Here is a 23,629-nt window from a genome sequence, read left to right on the forward strand (position 1 = left end):
CCTGATCCGAACGAAAGACCCTAGACGCCGACCGTCTCCCGCGGCTTGTGGCGTTCGCGGGCCGCCTCGGCCGCGTCCTCGCGGAACGCCCACTCCATCTTCGGCTCCATCGCGAAGCGGAAGACGCGCTGCACCGGCTTGGTGCACAGCACCGTGACGGCGGCGGCCGCGAGGACGGTGACGACGACCGTGCCCAGGGCGCGGTACCGCTCGGCGAGGTCGAACCCGCCCGCGTACAGCGTGCTCTTGATGACGAAGCCGTGGAGCAGGTAGCCGTACAGCGTGCCCGCGCCGAGCGCGGTGAACCACGTGCGGCGGCCCGGCACCCAGGACAGGAAGCAGGCGGTCAGCAGCAGCGCGCAGCCGAACATGGCCAGCGTCATCAGCGGCCCGGTCCACCAGGGCGCACCGATGTCCTGCGCCGAGCTCTGCCGGTAGAACCACCCGCCGTCCACGCGCGGCACGGACCACCAGCCGACGGCCAGGGCCGCGGCGAACACCGGTACGGACAGCACCCGCACCGCGGGCCGGCGTATCAGCGCGAAGTGCTCGGGCTTCAGCAGCAGCCCGAGGACGAAGCAGGGCAGGAACTGCAGGACCCGGCCGAGGTCCAGGTTGTCGTCGAGGCCCGGGGTGATGGATCCGACCATGGCGATGCCCAGCGCGAGGGGCAGCGGCCTGCGGACCAGCTTCCACAGCGGGGTGGTCAGGCGCCAGATGAACAGCGCGCACAGGAACCAGGTCAGGTAGTACGGGGAGACGAGACTGATCGGGTCGTCGGCGTGGCCCGCGTAGCGCCGGAACAGCGAATAGGCGATCTGGAACAGCAGGTACGGGACGGCGATGCCGGTGACCAGCCGCTTCAGCCGGTCCGGGCGCATGTCGAAACTGCGGGAGAAGTAGCCGGAGATGACGATGAACGCCGGCATGTGGAAGGTGTACACGACGTTGTACAGGCCTTCGAGGACCCGGTTGTCGGTCTTGATCGCCGACCAGGAGTGCCCCAGGGCCACCAGCACGATCGCCAGGTACTTGGCGTTGTCGAAGAACGCGTCGCGCTGTCCGCCCGGTCTGTCGGTCCGCGACTGCTCCCGCGCGCTCGTCGGGGTGCGCCGGTCGGGCACTCCAGGTACCGGCGGCTGTGCCGGGGGGAGCGGCCTGCGGCTGTGGCCGGGGGACGTTGCGGCGTCGAACATCTCAGGCACCCTAGCGTCGGCTGTGGGATTCCGTAAAACCCGCACTGTCATTCCTGGTTATCCCGCTCGGGTACCCCGTAATTCGCCGAACTTGCCATCCTGGTCGACGTGATGATGGGCACACAGGTGTCGTCCGTTCGCCCTGGATGTGCCGATTAATACAGACTAATTCGGGCATACGGCCCTCTGTGTCCCGTACGTGGATTCCTCGTCCCGTTCATTGCGTGGTTATTGAAACGAAGTCCCGCGAATTCGTGTGGATTTCGTGACCGCGTCGCCGGTCGTATTCCTGTGCGAGGTGTCCCGCGCATGTGTGCCCGTCCGTCGTTGCGTCAGGACCCGCATACGGGGGACGTGTTGGTGGCACGATGGTTCTGGCGGGGGTGCGCGGGCCGTACCTCCGGGCCGGGAGAGCGGACCGACCGAGGGTGTGATCAGTTGTGGCCATTTCACTGTCTGTGGTGCTGCTGTTGGCGATCATCCTGGTGGTGTTGATCCGAGGGGGGAACATCAAGGCCGGCCCGGCCATCGTCGCCATCCTCTTCGGATTCTTCCTCGCCTCGACCGGCATGGCGCCGTCGATCAACCGGTTGATGAACTCGATAGCGGAGTCCATCAACTCGATCAGGTTCTGACCCGGCGGGGGAGCCGGGGCCCGGACGACGGCCGGGGGCCCACGCCCGGCCGCACGGCCGCGCCCGCACGGCGCCCCTCTTCCCGCCCCGCCCCGCTCCCGCCGGGCCCCTGTGGGACGAGGGGACACACCGGACGGGACCGCCCCTGGTGCGACCGAAGGCCCAGATCAGAGGGAGACACCCTCTGATCTGGGCCTTCGGCATCCAGAGCGGGCGACGGGAATCGAACCCGCGTAGCTAGTTTGGAAGACTAGGGCTCTACCATTGAGCTACGCCCGCAACAGTGCGCCGCAGGTCGGTGACCGCGGCACTGAAGGCATCGTAGCGGGTCGCCCGCCGCCGAGGCCAACGAGTCGGCCACGCCGCACCGCGCGTCCGGCCCGGAGAATCCGGCCGACGGATCGAGTGCGGCCATGTACCCTACGTGTCGCACCAGACGGGGTGTGGCGCAGCTTGGTAGCGCGTCCGCTTTGGGAGCGGAAGGCCGTGGGTTCAAATCCCGCCACCCCGACCACCGGCTCGTGACGTCCGGCTCAGTGACGTCACGATGATCGCCTTTTGGGGCGCTGACCGGCTGCGGTTACTATGCAAGCTGCGCGCCCGTGTGTCCCCGGCCCTCACGGCCTACGAACTCCTCCGGGCGGCGAAATCCGCCGGACCCATCGGGCTCCGGCAGAACCCGAGAAGTCAGCCACAAGGAGACCGAACCGTGAAGAGCGCCGTGGAGACCCTGAACCCGACCCGGGTTCGGCTCACTGTCGAGGTGCCCTTCGAGGAGCTCAAGGACAGCCTCGACGCGGCGTACAAGAAGATCAACCAGCAGGTCACGGTGAAGGGCTTCCGCAAGGGCAAGATCCCGGCCCGCGTGATCGACCAGCGCTTCGGCCGCGGTGCGGTGCTGGAGGAGGCCGTCAACGACGCGCTGCCCAAGTTCTACACCGAGGCGGTCAACGAGGCCGAGCTGAGCCCGCTGGGCCAGCCCGAGGTCGACATCACCGAGCTGAAGGACGGCGAGACGCTGAACTTCACCGCCGAGGTCGACGTCCGCCCCGCCCTGGAGATCCCGGACTACTCCGGCATCGAGGTCGAGGTCGACGCCGTCGAGGTGACGGACGAGGACATCGAGAAGTCCGTGGAGCAGCTCCGTGAGCGCTTCGCGTCGACCTCCCCGGTCGAGCGCGCCGCCGAGGACGGCGACGTCGTCACCATCGACCTGGAGGCCAAGGTCGACGGCGAGGTGCTGGAGGACGGCATCGCCAACGGCGTCTCCTACACCATCGGCTCCGGCGAGCTGCTGGACGGCATCGACGACGCCGTCAAGGGCCTGTCCGCCGGCGAGGAGGCCACCTTCACCTCCGAGCTGAAGGGCGGCTCCGCCGCGGGCAAGGAGGCCGAGGTCACCGTCAAGGTCACCCAGGTCGCCGCCCGCGAACTGCCCGAGCTGGACGACGAGTTCGCGCAGCTGGCCTCCGAGTTCGACACGCTGGAGGAGCTGAAGGCCGACAGCCGCAAGCGCCTCGCCAACATGAAGCAGTTCGACCAGGCCACGCAGGCCCAGGAGCGCGTCCTGGAGAAGCTGCTGGAGCTGGTGGAGGTCCCCGTCCCCGAGAAGCTCCTCGAGGACGAGATCAACACCCGCAAGCACAACCTGGAGCACCACCAGCTCGGCCAGATGGGCCTCACCCTCGACAAGTACCTGGAGATCCAGGGCAAGACCGCCGAGGAGTTCGAGACCGAGACCCGCGAGGCCGCGGTCAAGGGCATCAAGACCCAGTTCGTCCTCGACGAGCTGGTCAAGAAGGAGAACCTCAACGTCAACCAGGAGGAGCTCACCGAGCACCTCATGCGGCGTGCGGCCTCCTCCGGCATGTCCCCCGACCAGTTCGCGCAGGCCGTCGTCGAGGGCGGCCAGGTGCCGCTCCTGGTCGGCGAGGTCGCCCGCGGCAAGGCCCTGGCCGTCGTGGTCGAGTCCGCCACGGTGAAGGACACCAACGGCGAGGTCGTCGACCTGGACGACGAGGAGGAGACCGAGGAGGCGCCGGCCGGGGCCGAGGCCGCCGAGGCGTCCGACTCCGCCGAGGAGAAGACCGAGGGCTGAGCGGCCCCGCGGCGCCTGCGAGGCACCCACGACGGGCCCTGGGGGCTTCCCCCGGGGCCCGTCGGCATCTCCCGGACCCGTACCCCGCCGTCCGCCCCGGCACGGCCGTGGCGGGCGTTTCCCGGCGCCCCCGCCGAGCGACCTGCGCTCACAGCGAACAGCTCACTTACCGGGATTCCCCGGAGGGAACGTCGCGTTAGGGTCCATGAAAGGCAGAACAATGAGACGGCCCGGCGCCGTCGTAAGACGAGCAGGTGGATACGTGACGAATCTGATGCCCTCCGCCGCCGGCGAGCCTTCCATCGGTGGTGGCCTCGGCGACCAGGTCTACAACCGGCTGCTCAACGAGCGGATCATCTTCCTCGGCCAGCAGGTTGACGACGACATCGCCAACAAGATCACCGCGCAGCTGCTGCTCCTTGCCGCCGACCCGGACAAGGACATCTACCTCTACATCAACAGCCCGGGCGGCTCGGTCACGGCCGGCATGGCGATCTACGACACCATGCAGTACATCCCGAACGACGTGGTGACGATCGCGATGGGCATGGCCGCCTCGATGGGCCAGTTCCTGCTGACCGGCGGCGCGGCCGGCAAGCGTTTCGCCCTGCCACACGCGGACATCATGATGCACCAGGGCTCCGCGGGCCTCGGCGGTACGGTCTCGGACATCAAGATCCAGGCCGAGTACCTGATGCGCACCAAGAAGCGCATGTCGGAGCTCACCGCCCTCCACTCGGGCCAGACGGTCGAGGCGATCATCCGCGACGGTGACCGCGACCGCTGGTTCACCCCGGAGGAGGCCAAGGAGTACGGTCTCATTGACGAGATCATCACGCACGCCTCGGGTGTTCCGGGAGGCGGCGGCACCGGTGCCTGACCGGTCCGGCCACGCCACGCACCGCCGAGACACCAGCCCCCCGAACGCCACCAGGACGGTGAACCCCATGAGCAACTTCCCCGGCGCCGCCAGCGGCATGTACGAAGGGCCCCGCCCCGACAGCCGCTACGTCATCCCGCGCTTCGTCGAGCGCACCTCCCAGGGCATCCGCGAGTACGACCCGTACGCGAAGCTCTTCGAGGAGCGCGTGATCTTCCTGGGCGTCCAGATCGACGACGCCTCCGCCAACGACGTCATGGCGCAGCTGCTGTGCCTGGAGTCGATGGACCCGGACCGGGACATCTCGATCTACATCAACAGCCCCGGCGGCGACATGACCGCCCTCACGGCGATCTACGACACGATGCAGTTCGTGAAGCCCGACATCCAGACGGTCTGCATGGGCCAGGCGGCCTCCGCCGCGGCCATCCTGCTCGCCGCCGGCACCCCCGGCAAGCGCATGGCGCTGCCGAACTCCCGGGTGCTGATCCACCAGCCGGCCGGCTCCACCGGCCGCGGCCAGCTCTCCGACCTGGAGATCATCGCCAACGAGTTCACCCGGATGCGTGAGCAGCTGGAGAACATGCTGGCCAAGCACTCGAACCGGCCGCTCGAGAAGGTCCGCGAGGACATCGAGCGGGACAAGATCCTCACGGCCGAGGAGGCGCTGGAGTACGGCCTGGTCGACCAGATCATCTCCACCCGCAAGCTGAACAACAGCGCGGTCCGCTGACAGCGCAACCACGCACGTCCGGCCCCCCTTGGCACGGTGCACGTCAAAGTGAACCCTGCCAAGGGGGGCCCGAACACCGGGCCCGGCAAGGTACCGTCGGACATAAGGCAGCACCAGGAGCCGCTGGACTCTTAGCGTCCAGGCGTCTCCCAGGCGAAGGGGAAGCACACCGTGGCACGCATCGGTGACGGCGGCGATCTGCTCAAGTGCTCGTTCTGCGGCAAGAGCCAGAAGCAGGTCAAGAAGCTCATCGCAGGGCCCGGTGTGTACATCTGCGACGAGTGCATCGATCTCTGCAACGAGATCATCGAGGAGGAGCTCGCGGAGACCAGCGAGGTGCGCTGGGAGGAGCTGCCCAAGCCCCGCGAGATCTACGAGTTCCTCGAGGGCTACGTGGTCGGCCAGGAGGCCGCCAAGAAGGCGCTCTCCGTCGCGGTGTACAACCACTACAAGCGGGTCCAGGCGGGCGAGAACGGCGGCGCGAGCGGCCGTGACGACGCCATCGAGCTGGCGAAGTCCAACATCCTGCTGCTGGGCCCCACGGGCTCCGGCAAGACGCTCCTCGCGCAGACGCTGGCGCGCATGCTGAACGTCCCGTTCGCGATCGCCGACGCCACGGCGCTGACCGAGGCGGGCTACGTGGGCGAGGACGTCGAGAACATCCTCCTCAAGCTCATCCAGGCGGCCGACTACGACGTCAAGAAGGCCGAGACCGGGATCATCTACATCGACGAGATCGACAAGGTCGCGCGCAAGAGCGAGAACCCGTCGATCACCCGCGACGTGTCGGGCGAGGGCGTCCAGCAGGCCCTGCTGAAGATCCTGGAGGGCACCACGGCCTCGGTCCCGCCGCAGGGCGGCCGCAAGCATCCCCACCAGGAGTTCATCCAGATCGACACGACGAACGTGCTGTTCATCGTGGGCGGCGCCTTCGCGGGCCTGGAGAAGATCATCGAGGCGCGCGCCGGCGCGAAGGGCATCGGCTTCGGCGCCACCATCCTCTCCAAGCGCGAGCTGGAGGCCAAGGACGTCTTCGAGGACGTCATGCCGGAGGACCTGGTCAAGTTCGGCATGATCCCCGAGTTCATCGGCCGCCTGCCGGTGATCACCTCGGTCCACAACCTGGACCGCGAGGCGCTCCTGAAGATCCTGGTCGAGCCCCGCAACGCGCTCGTCAAGCAGTACCAGCGCCTGTTCGAACTCGACGGCGTGGAGCTGGACTTCGAGCGCGAGGCGCTGGAGGCCATCGCCGACCAGGCCATCCTCCGCCAGACCGGCGCCCGTGGCCTGCGCGCCATCATGGAGGAGGTCCTCCAGGGCGTGATGTACGAGGTCCCGTCCCGCAAGGACGTCGCCCGCGTCGTCATCACCGCCGACGTGGTCCTCTCCAACGTCAACCCCACCCTGATCCCGAGGGACGCCCGCGGCCGGGGCTCGGGGGAGCAGAAGACGGCGTAACCGCAGCCGTCACGCAGACAGGCACAGAAGAGGGGCCCCGGTCGACCGACCGGGGCCCCTCTGCACGCCGCCGCGGAACGCGTCAGCTCTTGACGCGCACCACGGCGCGGAACTTCGCGGTCAGCTCGGCGTCCGTCGCCGGGTCGCTGCCCCGGCCCGCCGCGAGGTTGGCGAAGTCCATCGGCATGACCATGCCTATGGTGCTGTGGTCGCCCCAGACGCAGATCGTGAGCGTCACGTCCTTCGGTCCGCCGCTGCCCGCGCCAGTGGGGGCCGTGGCCTGCTGGCACTTGAGGACCGCGCCGTCGAGCCCGGCCGGGTTGTACGCCTTCGGCTCGCCCTTCAGGGCGACGTCCTTGCTGTCGCTGTCCTTCTGGGACTCGGACTTGAACCAGGCGAACATCGCGTCGACGGTCTTCTCGGGGTCGTCGATGGTGCCGTAGACACCGCCGAAGTTGATCCCCTTCTTGCTCAGCGGATTGTCCGGGTCCCCCGCCTCGTACGCGGCGCTGACGTCCTTGGGGTCGTGTACACCCCACTTCTCGGCGTCCTTGAGGTCGCTGGCCGTCATGGTGTCGCTGTCGCCCTTGGACTTCTTGTACTCGGACAGCACCGTCGCCGGCGTCGTCAGCTTGTGCGGGCCGTCGTCCGCGACGCTGCCGCCGCCGCTGCCGCTCAGCAGGAAGTACGCACCCACGGCCACGGCGGCCACCACGGCCACCGCGCCGATGACCAGGCCCGTCTTCTTCCTGCCCCCGCCCGGCTGCGGCGCCTGCGGCGTGCCGTACGGCTGCGGCTGCCCGTAGGGGCCCGGCTGCTGGCCGTACGGGCCGGGCTGCTGCGGTGCGCCCTGCTGCGGGTAGCCGTATCCCGGCTGCTGCGCCGGAGGGGTCTGCTGGGGGTAGCCGTAGCCGGGCTGGGGAGCCTGCGGCGGCTGGCCGTAGGGGCCCGGCTGGCCGTACGGTCCAGGCTGCCCCTGCTGGCCGTACGGACCCGGCTGCTGGGGCGGCTGGCCGTACGGGCCCGGCTGATTGTTGCTCATTCCTGGGTTCCCCTCCAGAAGCTTATGTGTTCCTGACATCCTGGCCCAGGCGCGGGAACAGCACGGCACCGGGGGCCGCACCGTTACAGAACAAAGGCGTTTCGGGACCACCCCGTGACACCTCTAAACTGACCCCCGTGACCGAGAACGCTCAGCAGCAGCCACCCGCGCCCGACACCGAACTGCCGACCCAGTACGCGCCGGCCGATGTAGAGGGGCCGCTGTACGAGCGCTGGGTGGAGCGGGGCTACTTCGAGGCGGACGCCAAGAGCGACAAGCCGCCGTACACGATCGTCATCCCGCCGCCGAACGTCACCGGCTCGCTGCACCTGGGCCACGCCTTCCAGCACACGCTCATGGACGCCCTCACCCGCCGCAAGCGCATGCAGGGCTACGAGGCGCTGTGGCTGCCCGGCATGGACCACGCCGGCATCGCCACCCAGAACAAGGTCGAGCAGCAGCTCGCCGAGGAGGGCAAGTCCCGCCAGGACCTGGGCCGCGAGGCGTTCGTCGAGCGCGTCTGGCGGTGGAAGGAGGAGTACGGCGGCAAGATCCTCGGCCAGATGCGCCGCCTCGGCGACGGCGTCGACTGGTCGCGCGAGCGCTTCACCATGGACGAGGGCCTGTCCCAGGCCGTCCAGACCATCTTCAAGAAGCTCTACGACGACGAGCTGATCTACCGCGCCGAGCGCATCATCAACTGGTGCCCGCGCTGTCTGACGGCCATCTCGGACATCGAGGTGGAGTACCAGGAGGACGACGGCGAGCTGGTCTCCATCAGGTACGGCGAGGGTGACGAGACGCTGGTCGTCGCCACCACCCGCGCCGAGACCATGCTGGGCGACACCGCCGTCGCGGTCCACCCGGACGACGAGCGGTACAAGCACCTGGTCGGCAAGCGCATCAAGCTGCCGCTGACCGACCGCAGCATCCCCGTCGTCGCGGACACCCACGTCGACCCCGAGTTCGGTACCGGCGCCGTCAAGGTGACCCCGGCCCACGACCCCAACGACTTCGCGATCGGCCAGCGCCACGACCTGGAGTCGATCACGGTCATGGACGAGCGGGCGGTCATCACCGTGCACGGCCCCTTCCAGGGCCTGGACCGCTTCGAAGCCCGCTCCGCGATCGTCGCCGCGCTGCGCTCGCAGGGCCGGATCGTCGCCGAGAAGCGGCCGTACGTCCACAGCGTCGGCCACTGCTCACGGTGCAGCACCACCATCGAGCCGCGCCTGTCCATGCAGTGGTGGGTCAAGGTCGGCCCGCTGGCCAAGGCCGCCGGTGACGCCGTCCGCGACGGCAGGGTGAGGATCCACCCCGAGGACATGTCGAAGCGGTACTTCGACTGGGTCGACAACATGCACGACTGGTGCATCTCGCGCCAGCTGTGGTGGGGCCACCGCATCCCGGTCTGGTACGGCCCGGAGGGCGAGGTCGTCTGCGTCGGCCCCGACGAGGAGCCGCCCGCCGGCGAGGGCTGGCACCAGGACACCGACGTCCTGGACACCTGGTTCTCCTCCGGCCTGTGGCCGTTCTCCACGCTCGGCTGGCCCGGACAGACCGACGACCTGCGCAAGTTCTACTCGACCGACGTCCTGCTCACCGGCCACGACATCATCTTCTTCTGGGTCGCGAGGATGATGATGTTCGGCCTCTACGCCATGGACGGCGAGGTCCCCTTCAAGACGATCGCGCTCACCGGCCTGGTCCGCGACGAGCGCGGCAAGAAGATGTCGAAGTCCTTCGGCAACGTCGTCGACCCGCTGGACTGGATGGACACGTACGGCTCCGACGCCGTCCGCTTCACCCTGGCCCGCGGCGCCAACCCCGGCACCGACGTCCCCATCGGCGAGGACTGGGTCCAGGCCTCCCGCAACTTCGCCAACAAGATCTGGAACGCGACCCGCTTCGCGCTGATGAACGGCGCGACGGTCGACGGCCCGCTGCCCGCTCCGGAGCGGCTGTCCGCCACCGACCGGTGGATCCTGTCGCGCCTCAACGAGACCGTCGCCGACGTCGACGCGTTCTACGAGGACTACCAGTTCGCGAAGCTCAGCGACGCGCTGTACCACTTCGCGTGGGACGAGGTCTTCGACTGGTACGTCGAGCTGTCCAAGACGGTCTTCCAGGCGGGCGGCGAGCCGGCCGAGGTCTCCAAGCGCGTCCTCGGCGAGGTCCTGGACGTCACCCTCCGGCTGCTGCACCCGGTGGTCCCGTTCGTCACGGAGGCCCTCTGGACGACGCTGACGGGCGGCGAGTCGATCGTCATCGCGGACTGGCCGACCGACAGCGGCTTCCGTGACGCGGCGGCCGAGCAGGAGATCGCCACCCTCCAGTCGGTCATCACCGAGGTCCGCCGCTTCCGCGCCGACCAGGGCCTCCAGCCCGGCCAGCGGGTCCCGGCCCGGCTGACGCTCGACGGCACAGCCCTCGCCCCGCACGAGGCCGCCATCCGCCAGCTGCTCCGCCTCCAGCCGGAGGGCGAGGGCTTCACGGCCACGGCGACCCTGCCGGTGGCGGGCGCCGAGGTCGCCCTCGACCTCTCCGGCACGATCGACGTCGCCGCGGAGCGCAAGCGCCTCGCGAAGGACCTCGCCGCCGCGGAGAAGGAGAAGGCCCAGGCCACGGCCAAGCTGGGCAACGAGGCGTTCCTGGCGAAGGCCCCGGAGAACGTGGTGGACAAGATCCGCACGCGCCTGGCCAAGGCGGACGAGGACATCACCCGCATCACCGCCCAGCTGGAGAAGCTGCCGCAGGCGTAGCCGGTCCCCGGCAGGTGAAGGCCCCGGTGCCGATGAGGTGCCGGGGCCTTCGGCGTCCCCGGTCAGGGGCGCGGGGCCGCACCGGTACGCGGCTCCGCCGCACGGGCGCGACCAGCCCGGGGCGTCCCGCAGCCGGCCGACGAGACAAGCCGTCCCATACCGGCGCCGCACCGCAGGCGTCCGCTCCGTAGACTTGGCCCCGTGAGCGAAGCGCCCGGCACCAGCGACACCCCCGACCCCCTCGACTCCTTCGACGAGATCATCGAAGCCGAGACCACCCGCGACCCCGACCTCGCGGTCATCGAGGCCGGCAGCCGCACCCTGCGCACCCAGGGCGGCCCTCCCCAGGCGGACGTGCCCGCCCGCCCCGAGGACCCCGAGGTCGACAGGGCCCTGCGCGAGGTCGAGGCGGAGCTGGCCACCCGCTGGGGCGAGACCAAGCTGGAGCCCTCGGTCAGCCGCATCGCCGCGCTGATGGACGTGCTGGGCGAGCCACAGCGGTCGTACCCCTCGATCCACATCACGGGCACGAACGGCAAGACCTCCACCGCCCGCATGATCGAGGCCCTGCTCGGCGCCTTCGAGCTGCGCACCGGCCGCTACACCAGCCCGCACGTGCAGTCGATCACCGAGCGGATCAGCCTGGACGGCGCCCCGATCACCGCCGAGCGGTTCGTCGAGACGTACCAGGACATCAAGCCGTACATCGAGATGGTGGACGGGCAGCAGGAGTACCGGCTGTCCTTCTTCGAGGTGCTCACCGGCATGGCGTACGCGGCCTTCGCGGACGCCCCCGTGGACGTCGCCGTCGTCGAGGTCGGCATGGGCGGTTCCTGGGACGCCACCAACGTGATCGACGGTGACGTCGCCGTCGTCACCCCCATCGGCCTCGACCACACCGACCGGCTCGGCGAGACGCACGCGCAGATCGCCGGCGAGAAGAGCGGCATCATCAAGCAGGACGCCACCGTCATCCTGGCCCAGCAGCCGGTGGACGCGGCGCAGGTGCTGCTGAAGAAGGCCGTGGAGGTCGACGCCACCGTGGCCCGCGAGGGGCTGGAGTTCGGGATCGTCGCCCGCCAGGTCGCCGTCGGCGGGCAGCTGGTCACGCTGCGCGGTCTCGGCGGCGAGTACCCCGAGGTCTACCTGCCGCTGCACGGCGCCCACCAGGCGCACAACGCGGCCGTCGCGCTCGCCGCCGTGGAGGCGTTCTTCGGCGTGGGCGCGCAGCGCGCCGAGCCGCTGGACGTCGACACCGTGCGCAAGGCGTTCGCGGCCGTGTCGTCCCCGGGCCGGCTGGAGGTCGTACGGCGCTCTCCCACCGTCGTGCTGGACGCCGCGCACAACCCGGCGGGCGCCGAGGCCACCGCCGAGGCCGTGCGGGAGGCGTTCGACTTCACCCGGCTGATCGGGGTCGTCGGCGCGAGCGGCGACAAGAACGTGCGCGGGCTGCTGGAGGCCTTCGAGCCGATCTTCGCCGAGGTCGTCGTCACGCAGAACTCCAGCCACCGCGCCATGAACGCGGACGAGCTGGCCGCGATCGCCGTCGAGGTGTTCGGCGACGAGCGCGTGCAGGTCGAGCCGCGGCTGCCGGACGCCCTGGAGGCCGCGATCACGCTGGCCGAGGAGGAGGGCGAGTTCGCGGGCGGCGGTGTGCTGGTGACCGGTTCCGTCATCACGGTCGGCGAGGCCCGGCTGCTGCTCGGGAAGGGCTGAGCCGACCATGCGTACCCTCTGTGCTTCGACCCTGATCGGCGAGTTCTTCGTCATCGGCTTCGCCGGGCTCGTCGCCATGAAGGACCCGGACCTGTCCACGTCGACGGTGTGGCTGGTGAGCGGCATCGCCATGCTGCTGTCCGTGCTGCTGTGCGGCATGGTGACCCGGCCCGGCGGCGTGGCCCTCGGCTGGGCCCTGCAGATCGCGTTGATCGCCTCCGGTGTCTTCGTCCCGACGATGTACTTCCTGGGCGCGGTCTTCGCGGCCCTGTGGTGGGCTTCGGTGCACTTCGGGAGGAAAGTGGACGAGGCGAAGGCCCGCTTCGCGGCGCAGGCCCAGTCCTCCTCCTCCACGGCTGACGCTGCGTAACAACGGCCCCGACACGCCCTGTAACCTCGTTCCACCGCACCCGCACGTCGTGTAAGGAGCCCCTCGTGAGCCAGCGCACCCTCGTCCTCCTCAAGCCCGACGCCGTCCGTCGTGGCCTGACCGGCGAGATCATCAGCCGCATCGAGCGCAAGGCCGGCTGGCAGATCACCGCGCTGGAGCTGCGCACCCTGGACCAGGACACGCTGGAGCAGCACTACGGCGAGCACAAGGGCAAGCCCTTCTACGAGCCGCTGGTCGAGTTCATGTCCTCCGGCCCGGTCGTGGCGATGATCGTCGAGGGCGAGCGGGTCGTCGAGGGCGTGCGCCGGCTCGCCGGCCCCACCGACCCGATCGCCGCCGCGCCCGGCTCGATCCGCGGTGACTACGGCGTGATCGTGCGCGAGAACCTGATCCACGCCTCCGACTCCGAGGAGTCCGCCGAGCGCGAGGTGAAGATCTTCTTCCCGGGCCGCGCGTAACGCCCGCCCGCCGGGGAACAGGTCCGGGGCCACGCCCGGACCTTTCCGGCACAGTCCTGGCATTTGAGGGAACGAGCGCCCCCGAACGCCCGTCTCCACAAGCGGGGCGGCACGCCATCTGGTGACAATGGCGGAGACCCTCGCGCAGTGTTCGTGCAGGCGCGTTTACGATGGAAGCCTTCACGTCACAGCACCCGCCTCGCCGTTCTGACATGCCCTCAAAGGCTCAGGACGGCCAGATGAATCCGGATGGGGAACTCAATGTCGTTCATCGGCCGTGACATGGCTGTCGACCTCGGGACCGCCAACACGCTGGTGTACGTCAGGGGTCGCGGGATCGTACTGAACGAACCGTCCGTCGTGGCGATCAACACCAACACGGGTGGGATCCTCGCGGTCGGTGCCGAAGCGAAGAAGATGATCGGCCGGACTCCGGGCAACATCGTGGCGGTCCGTCCGCTCAAGGACGGCGTGATCGCCGACTTCGAGATCACCGAGCGGATGCTCCGCTACTTCATCCTGAAGATCCACAAGCGGCGGTACCTGGCCCGGCCGCGGGTCGTCGTCTGCGTGCCCTCGGGCATCACGGGCGTCGAGCGCCGCGCGGTCATCGAGGCGTCCTCCCAGGCCGGCGCCCGCCAGGTGCACATCATCGAGGAGCCCATGGCCGCCGCCATCGGCTCCGGCCTGCCGGTCCACGAGGCCACGGGCAACATGGTGGTGGACATCGGCGGCGGCACCACGGAGGTCGCGGTCATCTCGCTCGGCGGGATCGTCACCGCCCAGTCCATCCGCGTCGCCGGCGACGAACTGGACAACGCGATCATCCAGTACATCAAGAAGGAGTACAGCCTTCTCCTGGGTGAGCGCACGGCGGAGCAGATCAAGATCACGATCGGTTCGGCGTACGACCTCGACACCGACGAGCACACCGAAGTCCGCGGCCGGGACCTGGTGTCCGGGCTGCCGAAGACCGTCGTCATCTCCGCGGCCGAGGTCCGCAAGGCGATCGAGGAGCCCGTCAACGCGATCGTGGACGCCGTGAAGACCACCCTCGACAAGTGCCCGCCGGAGCTGTCCGGCGACATCATGGACCGAGGAATCGTTCTGACCGGCGGCGGAGCCCTGCTGCGCGGGCTCGACGAGCGGCTGCGACGGGAGACCGGCATGCCGATCCACATCGCCGAGGACCCGCTGGACAGCGTCGCGCTCGGCTCCGGCAAGTGCGTCGAGGAGTTCGAGGCGCTGCAGCAGGTCCTGGACGCCCAGCCGCGCAGATGACGCGACTTTTCGATTCCGCCGTACGAGACGTTCTCCTCTCGTGCGGCGGATCGTTGATATAGAGGCATAAGCTCCCACGAATGGGCCTGTTGGACCGCGCCACAGCATGCGCGTCGTCCAGGGGTCCGACGAATTCCTACTTGAGGAAGGGCACGGCCGCCGCACGTGAGGGACACGAAAGAGAGCCGGCTGCTCCTGGTCCTGTTGGTCGCCATCGCGTTCGCGCTGATCACGGTGGACATCCGCGGGGGCCGGAACTCCCCGGTCGACGGTGCCCGGCACGCCGCCGCGGCGGCGTTCGGCCCGGTCGAGAACGGACTGTCCTCCGCGGTGGACCCGGTCGGCAACGCCGTCTCCGCGATCCGCGACTCCGGCAGCCGGCACGACCGGCTCGCCGCGCTGGAGAAGGAGAACGCGGCCCTCAAGGCCAAGCTCGGCAGCGACGACCGCAACCGCAGCCGCCTGCGGCAGCTCGACAAGCTACTCAAGGTGGCCGGCGAGGGGCAGTACGGCATCAAGGGCGCCCAGGTCATCGCCATAGGCTCGGCCCAGGGCTTCTCCTGGACCATCACCATCGACGCCGGCGCCGACGACGGCATCAAGCGGGACATGACCGTCCTGAACGGCGACGGCCTGGTCGGCCGGGTCACCACCGTCGGCCCCAGCACCTCGACCGTGCTGCTCGCCAACGACCCGGACTTCACCGTCGGCACCCGCATGGAGGCGGGCGACGAACTCGGCTTCGCCTCCGGCCAGGGCGACCGCCCGCTGCGCGTGGAACTGCTCAACGGTAAGGCGGAGGTGAAGAAGGGCGACCGGCTCGTCACCTTCGGCTCACAGGCCGACAAGCCGTTCGTGCCCGGTGTCCCGGTCGGCGTGGTCTCCCGCGTCGACCCCTCCGGCGGCGGCCTGACCCGCACGCTGTACGTCACCCCGTACGTCAGCTTCACCAAGCTCGACATCGTCGGCGTGGTCGTGGCGCCACCGAAGCAGGACCCGCGGGACACCGTGCTCCCGGCCAAGCCGAAGCCGGTCCCGACGCCGACGGTGACCGTGACGGTCACCCCGTCGGCCGACGCCCCCGCCACCGACCAGCAGCAGTAGGAGCTGTATCCCCATGCGTGTCAACCGGATCCTGCTCTCCGTCCCGCTGGTCGTCGTGGCCCTGGTGATCCAGGTGAGCGTCCTCGCCCGGCTGCACCTGCCGGGCGCCGTCCCCGACCTGCTGCTGCTCACCGTGCTCGGCCTGGCGATGGTGTACGGCCACGTCGGCGGCGCCCTCGTCGGCTTCGGCGCCGGTCTCCTCGCCGACCTGGCCCCGCCGGCCGACCACGCGGCCGGCCGGTACGCGCTCGTGCTGTGCGTCATCGGCTACCTCGCCGGGCTCGTCAGGCCGGAGAACGGCCGGCTGAAGTCGGCGGCCGGCCCGATGGCCGTCGTGGTCGCCGCCGCCATCGGCTCCACCCTGCTCTACGCCGGGGTGGGCGCCCTGGTCGGCGACACCGCCGCCCGCCATGTCGGCCTGCCCGGACTGCTGTTCTCCGCCGCCCTGTACGACCTGCTGCTCGCCCCGTTCGTGGTGCCCGGCGTGATGTGGCTGGCCCGCCGCGCCGACAACGACCCGCTCACCGAGACCGGGCCCGCGGCCAAGGCCGGGGACATCTCCTCGGGCTGGCTCTCCTCCGGCACGGGGCTGCGCATCGGCAGCCAGCGCGGCGGCCTGGGCGCCCTGAAGGCCAAGGCGCGCACGCGCTCCGCCCGGGTCGGCCGCATCAAGGGGGTCAAGCGACTGTGAGGAACGGGGAGTTCCACCCGGGTGAGTTCACCCGAACGGGCAAGCCTGGCTGGAACGCGGGTTCACAGGCCGGTCGTTCATCATTCGTACGCGTTCCCGCACAGGGGCACTGAGAGGGGGAGACAGCAGCAGTGACCAACATCCCCGAGACCGGTCGGACCCCACGGGTCCAGATCCGGCTCGTCGTGATCCAGATCCTCGTTCTCTCCCTCCTCGGCACGCTCGGCGGCCGGTTGTGGTACCTCCAGATCCGCGAGGGCGCCGAGTACCAGAAGGAGGCGTCGGGCAACCACGTCCAGCAGGTCGTCGACCCGGCCGTGCGCGGCGACATCCTGGACGCGCGGGGCGTCCCCCTCGCGGACAACGAGACCCGCCTGGTGGTCTCCGCCTCCCGGACCGACCTGCTGAAGCAGAAGGACGACGGCAAGGCCGTCCTCACCAAGCTGGCCGGCGTCCTCGGCATGAGCCCCGAGGAGGTCATGCAGAAGGTCCGGCTGTGCGACGCCAAGACCCCCCAGCCCTGCTGGAACGGCTCGCCGTACCAGCCGATCCCGATCACCGACGACGCCACCGCCAAGCAGGCCCTGCAGATCCGCGAGCGCTCCGAGGACTTCCCCGGCATCACCGCCGAACCCGAGGCCGTCCGCCGCTACCCGGGCCCCGGCAAGTCCAACAGCGCGCAGGTGCTCGGCTATCTCTCGCCGGTCACCGACGCCGAGATCCAGCAGGCCAAGGACACCGACTCGCCCTACCTGCGCTCCGACATGGTCGGCCGCTCCGGCCTGGAGCGGACGTACGACAAGGTGCTGCGCGGCAAGGCCGGCGTCACCCGCTACGAGGTCGACAACCTCGGCCGGGTCATCGGCAAGGCCAAGTCGGACGCGGCCGAGCCCGGTTCGAACCTGGTCACCAGCATCGACTCCCGCGTCCAGCGGGTCGCCGAGTACGAGCTGGACAGGGCGATGAAGGCCGCCCGCCAGCAGTTCGACAAGATCACCGGCACCAACTACAAGGCGGACTCCGGCGCCGTCGTGGTGATGGAGGCCAAGACCGGCCGCATCGTCGCCATGGCCTCGGCGCCGACGTACGACCCGAACGTCTGGGTCGGCGGCATCTCCGCCAAGGACTACAAGGCCCTCACCGGCAAGGACTCGGACTACCCCCTGCTCAACCGGGCCATACAGGGCCAGGCCGCCCCCGGCTCGACGTTCAAGGTGGTCTCCACGGCCGCCGCGGTCGAGGCCGGCTACCCCTTCGACGGCAGCTACCCGTGCACCAGTTCCTACTCGGTCGGCGGCCAGGTCTTCAAGAACTTCGAGGGCGAGAACTTCGGCCCCATCTCCCTGGGCCGCGCCCTGGAGGTCTCCTGCGACACCGTCTTCTACGGCCTCGCCGACCGTGAGTGGAAGAAGGACGGCGGCATCAACCCCAAGAAGGGCCAGCCGAAGGACTACTTCTACAAGGCCGCCCACCAGTTCGGCCTCGGCAAGGAGACCGGCGTCGACCTGCCCAACGAGGTCACCGGCCGCGTCCCGGACCGCCAGTGGAAGCTGGCGTACTGGAAGGCCAACAAGGACGCCTGGTGCAAGAGCGGCAAGAAGGACGGCTCCTACGTCGAGAAGATCGCCTACGAGAACTGCCTCGAAGGCAACAAGATGCGCGAGGGCGACTCGATCAACTACTCCATCGGCCAGGGCGACACCCTCGTCACCCCGATCCAGGAGGCCGTGATCTACGGCGCCGTCGCCAACGGCGGCACGATGTACCAGCCGACCATCGGCAAGGCGATCATCAGCGCCGACGGCAAGACCGTACGGGAGATCAAGCCGACCAAGCGCGGCAGGCTGCCCGTCAGCCAGGCCACCCTCAAGGGCATGGACGACGCCTTCGCCGGCGTCATCACCCGCGGTACCGCGGCCTGGAAGTTCGGCGGCTGGCCGCAGGACAAGATCCCGCTGCACGCCAAGACCGGCACGGCCGAGGTCTACGGCAAGCAGACCACCTCCTGGCTGGCCACCTACTCCAAGGACTACACGGTGATCATGACGATCGCCCAGGCCGGTACGGGTTCCGGCGCCTCCGGTGAGGCCGTGCGCAACATCTACAGCGCCCTCTACGGCGTCCAGGGCGACGGCTCCATCGACAGCAGGAAGGCGATGCTGCCCGAGCCGCAGAAGGGCCTGCCCAAGGTCCGCACGGACGGCACCATCGCCGCCCCGAAGATCTCCGGCGACCCGGCCAAGGACGCCGAGGCCGCCCAGAAGAACAACCCGACCAACGGCGACGGCCAGCAGCCCGCCGGCACCACGCCGTCGCCCGGCACGGGCAACCGCGACACCCGCAGACGGCCTCGCAGGAGGGGAAGCCGGAGGATGCCCTCATGACCGGCGCGAACAGCTTCTCCGTCTCCGGGTACGGCCCCGAGCGAGCCCGCTGGACCAGGCTCTTCGCCCGCGACTCGCTCACCCGTCGGCTGGACTGGCCGATACTGCTCGCGGCCACCGCCCTGTCCCTGCTGGGCTCCCTGCTGGTGTACTCGGCGACCCGCAACCGCACCGAGCTGAACCAGGGCGACCCGTACTTCTTCCTGCTCCGGCACCTGATGAACCTCGGCATCGGGATCGGCCTGATGATCGGCACCGTCTGGCTCGGCCACCGCGCCCTGCGCAACGCCGTGCCGGTCCTCTACGGCCTGTCGGTGCTCCTCGCCCTGGTGGTCCTCACCCCGCTCGGCGCCACGATCAATGGCCAGCGCAACTGGCTGGTGATCGGCGGCTTCTCGCTCCAGCCCGCCGAGTTCCTCAAGATCTCGATCATCCTGGGCATGGCCATGCTGCTGGCCGCCCGGGTGGACGCGGGCGACAAGCCGTACCCCGACCACCGGACCGTGTTCCAGGCCCTGTGCCTGGCCACCGTCCCGATCCTGATCCTGCTGCTCATGCCCGACCTCGGCTCGGTGCTGGCCATGGTGGCGATCATCCTCGGCGTGCTGCTCGCCTCCGGCGCCTCCAACCGCTGGGTCTTCGGTCTGCTCACCGCCGGCGTCATCGGCTGCATCGCGATCTGGCAGCTGCACATCCTGGACGAGTACCAGATCAACCGGTTCGCGGCCTTCGCCAACCCGGACCTGGACCCGGCCGGTGTCGGCTACAACACCAACCAGGCCCGCATCGCCATCGGCTCCGGCGGACTCACCGGCGCCGGGCTGTTCCACGGCTCGCAGACCACCGGCCAGTTCGTGCCCGAGCAGCAGACCGACTTCGTCTTCACGGTCGCGGGGGAGGAACTGGGCTTCGTCGGCGCCGGCTTCATCATCTTCCTGCTCGGGGTCCTCCTGTGGCGCGCCTGCCGGATAGCGCGTGACTCGACCGAGCTGTACGGGACGATCGTCGCCGCCGGGATCGTGGCCTGGTTCGCCTTCCAGTCCTTCGAGAACATCGGCATGACCCTCGGCATCATGCCGGTCACCGGTCTGCCCCTGCCGTTCGTGTCGTACGGCGGCTCGTCCATGTTCGCGGTGTGGGTCGCCGTGGGACTGCTGCAGTCGATCAAGGTCCAACGGCCCATGTCGGCGTAGCCCCGGCACCCCCTGCCGTACCGGCGCCCCGGACACTAGATTCGGTGCATGGCGGATGCGAAACGCGAGATCGAGCGCAAGTACGAGTCCGACGACAGCGGGCTGCCCGACCTGACCGGCGCCGGCCCGGTGGCGGCCGTGCTGGACAAGGGCCTGGTGGAACTCGACGCCACGTACTACGACACCGTCGACGAACGCCTGGCCGCCGCCGCGCTCACCCTGCGCCGCCGCACCGGCGGCGCGGACGCCGGCTGGCACCTGAAGTTCCCGGTCGCCCCCGGAGTCCGCGACGAGATCCAGGCCCCGCTCTCCGACACCGTCCCCGAGGAGATCGCGGCCCTCGTCCGCTCCCGCGTCCGGGACGCCGAGCTCGTCCCGCTGGTCCGGCTGCGCTCCGCCCGCGACGTCCGGCACCTGCTCGACGCCGAGGGCGAGCTGCTGGCCGAGGCCAGCGTCGACGCCGTGACCGCCGAGCGGCTGGGCGGCGGGGGCGCGGTCGCCCAGTGGACCGAGATCGAGGTGGAACTGGCCGACGGCGGCGACCCGGCCCTCCTCGACCAGCTGGAGAAGCGGCTGCGCAAGGCGGGCGTACGGCCGTCCCGGTCGCCGTCGAAACTGGCCCGCGCCCTGGAACAGACGGCCCGGGGCAGGCCCCGCGAGAAGGCCGCGCCCCCGCCGCCGGTGACCGCCGGCGATCACGTCCTCGCCTACCTCCGCGCCCAGCGGGACGCCCTGGTCGAGCTGGACCCCGCCGTCCGCCGTGACCTCCCCGACGCCGTGCACCGCATGCGGGTCGCCACCCGCCGCGCCCGCAGCACCCTGCGCACCTTCGGCGCCCTCCTGGACCGCACCGTCACCGGCCCCCTCGGCGCCGAGCTGAAGTGGCTCGCCGGCGAGCTGGGCGTCGACCGCGACCAGGAGGTGCTGGCCGACCGCCTGGCCACCGCCCTCGACGCGCTCCCACCCGCCCTGGTCGCCGGCCCCGTGCCCGAGCGGCTGGCCGCGTGGTCCCGGGCCCGGCACGGCGGCGCCCACGCCCACCTCACCGGGGTGCTGGACTCCCGCCGCCACCTGGCCCTGCTGGACGCCCTGGACGCCCTCCTCGCGGACCCGCCGCTGCGCGGGGCGGCCGGCAGGAAGCCGCACAAGGCCCTCGCCAAGGCTGTACGCAAGGACGTGAAGAAGCTGACCCACGTCATGGAGCACGCGCTGGCGCTGCCGCCGGGACAGGACCGCGACCTCGCCCTGCACGAGGCCCGCAAGAAGGCCAAGCGCACCCGCTACGCCGCAGAGGCCGCCACCGAGGCGCTCGGCGCCCCCGCCCGCACCCTGACCGGGGCCATGAAGTCCCTGACCACCCTCCTGGGCGACCACCAGGACAGCGTCATGGCCCGCCGCACCCTGCGCGAGCTCGCGGCGGTGGCGCACGCGGCGGGGGAGAGCACGTTCACCTACGGGGTGCTGTACGCCAGGGAGGAGGCGCGGGCGGCGGCGACGGAGGCGGAGCTGCCCCGGCTCTGGAAGGAGACCGGGTCGAGGGCGGCTCGCGGTGCGTTCGGGGGAGGCCGCCGGGCGGGTTAGGCTTGATGGTCCCCCCTGTCAGCTCATGAAGGTTCGCGAGATGCCTGTCGAGTCGGTTTTCCCGCAGCTCGAAGCTCTGCTCCCGCACGTGCAGAAGCCGATCCAGTACGTCGGCGGAGAGCTCAATTCCACGGTCAAGCCGTGGGACGAGTGCGATGTCCGCTGGGCGCTCATGTACCCGGACGCGTACGAGGTCGGTCTGCCCAACCAGGGCGTCATGATCCTCTACGAGGTCCTCAACGAGCGGGAGGGGGTCCTCGCCGAGCGCACCTACAGCGTGTGGCCGGACCTGGAGGAGCTGATGCGGGAGCACGGCGTCCCGCAGTTCACGGTGGACAGCCACCGCCCGGTGAAGGCCTTCGACGTGTTCGGCATCAGCTTCTCCACGGAGCTGGGCTACACGAACATGCTCACCGCGCTGGACCTGGCCGGCATCCCGCTGGAGTCCCGGGACCGCACGGTCGACGACCCGATCGTCCTGGCCGGCGGCCACGCGGCCTTCAACCCGGAGCCGATCGCCGACTTCATCGACGCGGCGGTCATCGGCGACGGCGAGCAGGCCGTGCTGGACATGACCCGCATCATCCGCGAGTGGAAGGCCGAGGGCCGCCCCGGTGGCCGCGAGGAGGTCCTCTTCCGTCTCGCGAAGACCGGCGGCGTCTACGTACCGGCGTTCTACGACGTCGAGTACCTCGCCGACGGCCGTATCGCCCGCGTGGTCCCGAACAAGAGCGGTGTCCCGTGGCGCGTGTCCAAGCACACGGTCATGGACCTGGACGAGTGGCCCTACCCCAAGCAGCCCCTCGTCCCCCTCGCCGAGACGGTCCACGAGCGCATGTCGGTGGAGATCTTCCGCGGCTGCACACGCGGCTGCCGCTTCTGCCAGGCCGGCATGATCACCCGCCCGGTGCGCGAGCGCTCCATCACGGGCATCGGCGAGATGGTCGAGAAGGGCCTGAAGGCGACCGGCTTCGAGGAGGTCGGCCTGCTGTCGCTGTCGAGCGCGGACCACTCGGAGATCGGGGACGTCGCCAAGGGCCTCGCCGACCGCTACGAGGACGACAAGATCGGCCTGTCCCTCCCCTCCACCCGCGTCGACGCCTTCAACATCGACCTGGCGAACGAGCTGACCCGCAACGGCCGCCGCTCGGGTCTGACCTTCGCCCCCGAGGGCGGCTCCGAGCGCATCCGCAAGGTCATCAACAAGATGGTCTCGGAGGAGGACCTGATCCGTACGGTCGCCACGGCCTACGGCAACGGCTGGCGCCAGGTGAAGCTGTACTTCATGTGCGGCCTGCCGACGGAGACCGACGACGACGTCCTCCAGATCGCCGACATGGCGACCCGCGTCATCCAGAAGGGCCGCGAGGTCTCCGGCTCGAACGACATCCGGTGCACGGTGTCGATCGGCGGTTTCGTCCCGAAACCCCACACCCCCTTCCAGTGGGCCCCGCAGCTCTCCGCCGAGGAGACGGACGAGCGCCTCGCGAAGCTCCGCGACAAGATCCGCGGCGACAAGAAGTACGGCCGCTCCATCGGCTTCCGCTACCACGACGGCAAGCCCGGCATCGTGGAGGGCCTGCTCTCCCGCGGCGACCGCCGCATCGGCGCGGTCATCCGCGCGGTGTACGACGACGGCGGCCGCTTCGACGGCTGGCGCGAGCACTTCTCCTACGACCGCTGGATGCGGTGCGCCGAGAAGGCCCTCGCCCCCTACGGCGTGGACGTCGACTGGTACACCACCCGCGAGCGCACCTACGAGGAGGTCCTGCCCTGGGACCACCTCGACTCCGGCCTGGACAAGGACTGGCTCTGGGAGGACTGGCAGGACGCCCTCGACGAGACGGAGGTCGAGGACTGCCGCTGGACCCCGTGCTTCGACTGCGGTGTCTGCCCGCAGATGGACACGGCCATACAAATCGGCCCGACCGGCAAGAAGCTGCTTCCGCTGACGGTCAAGAACGCGGGTCCGGCGCCGGCCGCGAGCGGGCACGTGCACTGACGTGAGCCAGGCACTCGACTCCCG

At 69.9% G+C, this 23,629-nt stretch carries 18 protein-coding genes and 2 tRNA genes; 17 read left to right on the forward strand and 3 right to left on the reverse strand.

The features are described 5' to 3' along the window. Positions 1 to 20: 20 nt before the first annotated feature. Positions 21 to 1,196, reverse strand: coding sequence for an acyltransferase family protein (locus AB0947_RS14040; RefSeq protein WP_366750584.1), 1,176 nt, complete (start codon positions 1,194 to 1,196; stop codon positions 21 to 23). Between the two features lie 440 nt (positions 1,197 to 1,636). Here AB0947_RS14040 and AB0947_RS14045 point away from each other — a divergent pair, with 440 nt between their 5' ends. After that, a complete protein-coding gene (locus tag AB0947_RS14045; protein WP_171156343.1) occupies positions 1,637 to 1,831 on the forward strand; it encodes a hypothetical protein in 195 nt (64 codons plus the stop codon). Between the two features lie 208 nt (positions 1,832 to 2,039). Here the strand turns inward: AB0947_RS14045 and AB0947_RS14050 are convergent. Then, positions 2,040 to 2,110, reverse strand: a tRNA-Gly gene (locus AB0947_RS14050). 158 nt (positions 2,111 to 2,268) lie between these two features. Here AB0947_RS14050 and AB0947_RS14055 point away from each other — a divergent pair. From AB0947_RS14055 to clpX, 5 genes are all read left to right on the forward strand, one after another. After that, positions 2,269 to 2,345: transfer RNA gene (locus AB0947_RS14055), tRNA-Pro, on the forward strand. Positions 2,346 to 2,540: 195 nt separating this feature from the next. Beyond that, positions 2,541 to 3,929: a trigger factor gene (tig, locus tag AB0947_RS14060; protein WP_366750585.1), complete on the forward strand. Its 1,389-nt coding sequence runs from the start codon at positions 2,541 to 2,543 to the stop codon at positions 3,927 to 3,929. 274 nt (positions 3,930 to 4,203) lie between these two features. Next, entirely contained in the window at positions 4,204 to 4,809 is a 606-nt protein-coding gene (locus tag AB0947_RS14065) for an ATP-dependent Clp protease proteolytic subunit (protein WP_051009690.1), read from the forward strand. 67 nt (positions 4,810 to 4,876) lie between these two features. After that, complete coding sequence (locus AB0947_RS14070; RefSeq protein WP_053710263.1) at positions 4,877 to 5,542, forward strand: ATP-dependent Clp protease proteolytic subunit; 666 nt, start codon at positions 4,877 to 4,879, stop codon at positions 5,540 to 5,542. A gap of 171 nt (positions 5,543 to 5,713) precedes the next feature. After that, on the forward strand, positions 5,714 to 7,000 hold the full coding sequence (gene clpX, locus AB0947_RS14075) for an ATP-dependent Clp protease ATP-binding subunit ClpX (RefSeq protein ID WP_014672712.1): 1,287 nt from the start codon (positions 5,714 to 5,716) through the stop codon (positions 6,998 to 7,000). Positions 7,001 to 7,082: 82 nt separating this feature from the next. On the opposite strand, the gene AB0947_RS14080 is transcribed toward clpX, so the two are convergent. After that, positions 7,083 to 8,042, reverse strand: a complete 960-nt coding sequence (locus AB0947_RS14080; protein ID WP_366750586.1) for a hypothetical protein — start codon at positions 8,040 to 8,042, stop codon at positions 7,083 to 7,085. 137 nt (positions 8,043 to 8,179) lie between these two features. Between AB0947_RS14080 and AB0947_RS14085 the strand changes: the two genes are divergently transcribed. The 11 genes from AB0947_RS14085 to AB0947_RS14135 all read left to right on the forward strand — a co-directional run bounded on the left by AB0947_RS14085 (position 8,180) and on the right by AB0947_RS14135 (position 23,605). Further along, positions 8,180 to 10,804: a valine--tRNA ligase gene (locus tag AB0947_RS14085; protein ID WP_366750587.1), complete on the forward strand. Its 2,625-nt coding sequence runs from the start codon at positions 8,180 to 8,182 to the stop codon at positions 10,802 to 10,804. Positions 10,805 to 11,005: 201 nt separating this feature from the next. Further along, complete coding sequence (locus AB0947_RS14090; protein ID WP_366750588.1) at positions 11,006 to 12,520, forward strand: folylpolyglutamate synthase/dihydrofolate synthase family protein; 1,515 nt, start codon at positions 11,006 to 11,008, stop codon at positions 12,518 to 12,520. 7 nt (positions 12,521 to 12,527) lie between these two features. Then, positions 12,528 to 12,890 (forward strand): DUF4233 domain-containing protein, encoded by a 363-nt coding sequence (locus AB0947_RS14095; RefSeq protein ID WP_366750589.1) that lies wholly within the window; start codon positions 12,528 to 12,530, stop codon positions 12,888 to 12,890. Between the two features lie 65 nt (positions 12,891 to 12,955). Next, positions 12,956 to 13,369: a nucleoside-diphosphate kinase gene (gene ndk / locus AB0947_RS14100; RefSeq protein ID WP_171156359.1), complete on the forward strand. Its 414-nt coding sequence runs from the start codon at positions 12,956 to 12,958 to the stop codon at positions 13,367 to 13,369. Positions 13,370 to 13,630: 261 nt separating this feature from the next. After that, positions 13,631 to 14,650 carry a rod shape-determining protein gene (locus AB0947_RS14105; RefSeq protein ID WP_014672705.1) on the forward strand — a complete coding sequence of 340 codons (1,020 nt, stop codon included), beginning with the start codon at positions 13,631 to 13,633 and terminating at the stop codon, positions 14,648 to 14,650. 165 nt (positions 14,651 to 14,815) lie between these two features. Then, a complete protein-coding gene (mreC, locus tag AB0947_RS14110; protein WP_366750590.1) occupies positions 14,816 to 15,754 on the forward strand; it encodes a rod shape-determining protein MreC in 939 nt (312 codons plus the stop codon). Between the two features lie 13 nt (positions 15,755 to 15,767). After that, positions 15,768 to 16,445 carry a rod shape-determining protein MreD gene (gene mreD / locus AB0947_RS14115; RefSeq protein ID WP_366750591.1) on the forward strand — a complete coding sequence of 226 codons (678 nt, stop codon included), beginning with the start codon at positions 15,768 to 15,770 and terminating at the stop codon, positions 16,443 to 16,445. A 131-nt stretch (positions 16,446 to 16,576) separates the two neighbouring features. After that, positions 16,577 to 18,829: a penicillin-binding protein 2 gene (gene mrdA / locus AB0947_RS14120; RefSeq protein WP_366750592.1), complete on the forward strand. Its 2,253-nt coding sequence runs from the start codon at positions 16,577 to 16,579 to the stop codon at positions 18,827 to 18,829. Further along, positions 18,826 to 20,022: a rod shape-determining protein RodA gene (gene rodA / locus AB0947_RS14125; protein ID WP_366750593.1), complete on the forward strand. Its 1,197-nt coding sequence runs from the start codon at positions 18,826 to 18,828 to the stop codon at positions 20,020 to 20,022. Before mrdA ends, rodA begins: the two co-directional genes overlap by 4 nt. A gap of 48 nt (positions 20,023 to 20,070) precedes the next feature. After that, entirely contained in the window at positions 20,071 to 21,603 is a 1,533-nt protein-coding gene (locus tag AB0947_RS14130) for a CYTH and CHAD domain-containing protein (RefSeq protein WP_366750594.1), read from the forward strand. A 40-nt stretch (positions 21,604 to 21,643) separates the two neighbouring features. Next, positions 21,644 to 23,605, forward strand: a complete 1,962-nt coding sequence (locus AB0947_RS14135) for a TIGR03960 family B12-binding radical SAM protein (protein WP_366750595.1) — start codon at positions 21,644 to 21,646, stop codon at positions 23,603 to 23,605. The last annotated feature ends 24 nt before the right edge of the window (positions 23,606 to 23,629 follow it).

Source organism: Streptomyces sp. NPDC047841, from assembly GCF_040704085.1.
Lineage (GTDB): Bacteria > Actinomycetota > Actinomycetes > Streptomycetales > Streptomycetaceae > Streptomyces > Streptomyces argyrophylli.